1 pseudogene is annotated in these 3,624 nt (G+C 34.2%); it reads right to left on the bottom strand.

What is annotated here, in order from left to right:
* Window positions 1–3,624, bottom strand: a pseudogene (locus CSUIS19073_RS07995) (hypothetical protein); the annotation flags it as partial.

Genomic DNA, 3,624 nt, shown 5'->3' with positions numbered 1-3,624 from the left:
CAGCCCATTTTGGCTGTTCTTCCCAGCTATTGCCTATATTTGTAGAACCTCTCATCCACCCAGTAGGCACTTGCCCTTGACTTAAAAGCTCGTTTGGCGTAGAATTTTCATTAAATAATTTAGTTCTAAAAGCTTCAAGCTCCGTGGCATCACCCCATTTTTTATGATGGAAAGTGACCTTACCACCTTTTGATTTTGTTACTCTATCACTTGCTGCGCTTAAAAATTTTTCATACTTTTCTTTTAGCTTAAATTTTACTTCATCCCCAAGATTAAGCTCATCAATTTTTGCTAAATCATCTGCGTATTCTTTTTTTATGCCACCTGCGCTTGTGTTTATCGTATTCTCAAAATGCCAGACCGCTTTTCCATCTAGTTCCCACTTACCAAGGTCTTGTTTTTGCGTTATTGTTTTTTTAGCAGCACCAAGCTCTCCGCTTTGCGCTATTTTATGAAATTCATTTAAAGCAGGTTCAAACTCGCCTATTACATTGTCAAAAAGTTTTCTTGTTTCATCTGGGTTTTTATTATAAGCATCAACTAGCAAGTCATCTAATTTATTTTTGGCAAAAAGCTTGAAATTTTCAAAGTCATTAACTATCGCTGCTTGGACTACTCCCTCATCAGCCATAAAGTTTTTAAATATTTCATTTTTTATTTTACTGCCAGCTGAGATTTCAGGCATTTTGCTAGTGCTTTTTATCCCCCATTGACTTTTATTAGCCGTTGTGGTAGAATTTTTAGTAGGGTTTGATAAGAGATTGTCCGACTTAGCTGTAAAATCTGCTTCGGTGAAAGACTGCGGATTACCCTTTTTATCCTTCTCAAATGCGGTTATTATCCAATTTCTTTTTTCGCCTTTATATTCACTGGTTAAACCTATTACATAGTCATCTTTTTGTATTCTAAAGCGTCCGCCCTTTTGTTCTATCTCCCCATTTTTTATTATATCAGGCAATTTATTTATAAGCTCTATTGCCTTTGCTTCGGCTTGTTTTTTGCTTAATCCTTGCTCTATAAATTCAGCTGTTCTTTTATCTAAGATATGAGCTAGACCATAACCCTTATGTTTTATAGCGTCCGTTATTTCGCCCCAAGGTAAATCTATATCCCCTAGCTCTTTTCTCTCAAACGCTCCAGCTACTTGCCCTTGCCTTTCGGTTAATAGCTTTTGTATAGCATTTTTCCCATCGTGATAGAATTCTGCGTAATTAGTGCCAAACTCTCTTATAGGATTAATATTTAGCTCTTTTTGGATATTTTCTCTAATATAGCTTGGCAAGTATAATCTGCTATTTCTCTCTTTGGCGATATTTTCTAAATCACTATCTTTTAGTCCCATTAATCCACGATTTTTAAGCTGTTTTTCTAAGCTATAAGAGTAATCTTTATTATCACTATTTATAAATGGATATAGCTTTTTCTCTCTTTGTTTTATCTCATTTTCTAAATATGTAAAGAGATTTTGATTAACCCTAGCATTGCTATCTTGTAGCTTTTGATATTGCGTTACTAGCTCTTTATCGCTCATTGATTTTATTTCTATTAATGCTAATTCATCTTTTAGACCTTTTGCTGTTAGTTTGATTAGGTCGCCTATACCTACGCTTCTTAACTCATCGAAATTTTCTTTTAAATTTTCAAAGGCTTTTAATGCTATTTGCCTATTTTCTCCACTTGCCTTTTGGTTAATTATCCCTTTTATCTCTTTATCATATTTTACTAAAAAATCTTTTGTGATATAATTTTCCATTTGGGCGTGATAATTAGTAGGTAAATTTAGCTCACTAGGATGCGCCCTAGCAAAATCATCTAAAACGCCTCTATATAACTCATTATAAATTTTTATCACGCTATCTAAGGCTTTATTTGTCTTGCCTTCTACAAATTTCTTAATATTTTCATATCTACTATTTGTATTTGGGTGTGGCTTTTCGGTGTTGTTTATATCCACTTCTTTGGCGGTTGTGGTAGCCTTTTGCGTTGGCTCTGCTTTAGCTATTTGTTCGTTTATTTGTGTGCTTTTTGTTTGTTCTTTAACTTCACTTTTAGCGTTTTGTGGTATAATGTTTCCATCAAAAGCAGTTAAATGTGATTTTTCACCAACGCTATAACGCCCCGTTAGACTGATATTATCGGCATCTAAGTGTGGAGGTAGGGCGTCTCCACTGACTGCTTTTTTCTCATTACTATTAAGTTTTCTTTTGTTTGCGTGAAAAACTTCACTATTTTGATTTATGCCTATTTCATCTATTTTTTTATCATTTTGTTTTGATAAAATTACTCCATCGCCTTTTTTTGGTGAAACTATATTTTCAGGCTCTTTTAAAACATAATCAATAACTTCCTTTACCGCTCTTTGAGTTTTAAACATTTCAGGGTGATTACTTCTTAACCACTCAAGAGACGCACTTACCCTATCCCCAATATCTACTATTTGCCTTATCTCATTAGGCACTTCAAAAATTGCGTTATGCGGATATATCTGCCTAGCACTATTTGGATAAGTTACAAACCCATCGCCTTTTATAGATTGATTAGCCAAATTTGCTTGATTTTCAGCCTTAGCTGTGGTTGGCTCTTGGGTTTTTACCACTTGCTCTATATCTTTTAACGCATTTTTAAACTCATTTAAGAGATTTCTTGTAGGCGTTGGCAAGTTGCCATCTGGGATATTATCTATATTTTTAATAGCTAGTTTAAAGTCGCCATTAGCGTTCAAAATGGCTCTGTTTAAGTGTAGTTTTAAGGCTTCGTTATTGCCTAAATATGGTATTAAAGGTTTAAGCTTTTCTACGATGAAGTTTGCCTTCATAGTTTCAGCTCTTTTTAGTGGGTCTTGAGTTTGGCCTTGGCTCATTGTTTTTGGCTTGATTACCCTATCACCTAAAGAGTTTAAAATATCGCTAGTGTTGTTTAGTATAGCTTTTTTGCTTAAAATCTGACTTGTTAGCTCTTTAGCAAACTCGCTCCCAAAATCTAAACTAGCTAAGTTCTTATTTAAAGCTCTAAAATCCACCACGCCATTAACGCTATTTTTATCCATTAAGCCTTTGATTAGATTAGCTTCAGCAACGGCTCTATCTTTAGCCCCTAATGAGCCTAAGAAGTCATTTAAGGTAACGCCATTAATGTTATCACTGCTTTTTATCATAGCATTAAGGGCTTCTATATTTGTCTTGCCATCACGGCTTATTTGGCTCATTAGATTACTATCGCTGATATTTTTCATCTTTGCGTAATCGCCGTTGGCTTGTCTATATAAACCCATTAATCTCTCATCATTTTTTAAAGCTATGTTAATCTCATTATCTATTAGATTTTTAGCTTCATTTAGTGCTTTTTGGTTTATAAAGTCGCTTGAGCTTTTAAAATCAGCCTTATTGATATAGCCTAACTGCTCGTTTATCGCATTTTTAGCATTTAAAAGATTATCAAGATTGCCACCACCATTTAAAGCGTTAAAAACTCCCCTTGTGCTTATGTTTTGCGTATCGCTTAAGATAGTGGTTAGATTGTCGCTTAAGTCCTTAAAATCGCTTTGGTAGTTTGAGTTTTTGATTAAAAAATCTTTGGTATCTGCGTAATCTTGCTTGATTTGATTAAAGCTGTTTTTAAAGCTAT

The organism is Campylobacter sp. RM19073, from assembly GCF_024723495.1.
Taxonomy (GTDB): domain Bacteria; phylum Campylobacterota; class Campylobacteria; order Campylobacterales; family Campylobacteraceae; genus Campylobacter; species Campylobacter porcelli.
Note: the sequence above shows the minus strand (reverse complement) of the source record. Positions and strands in the feature narration are given on the sequence as shown.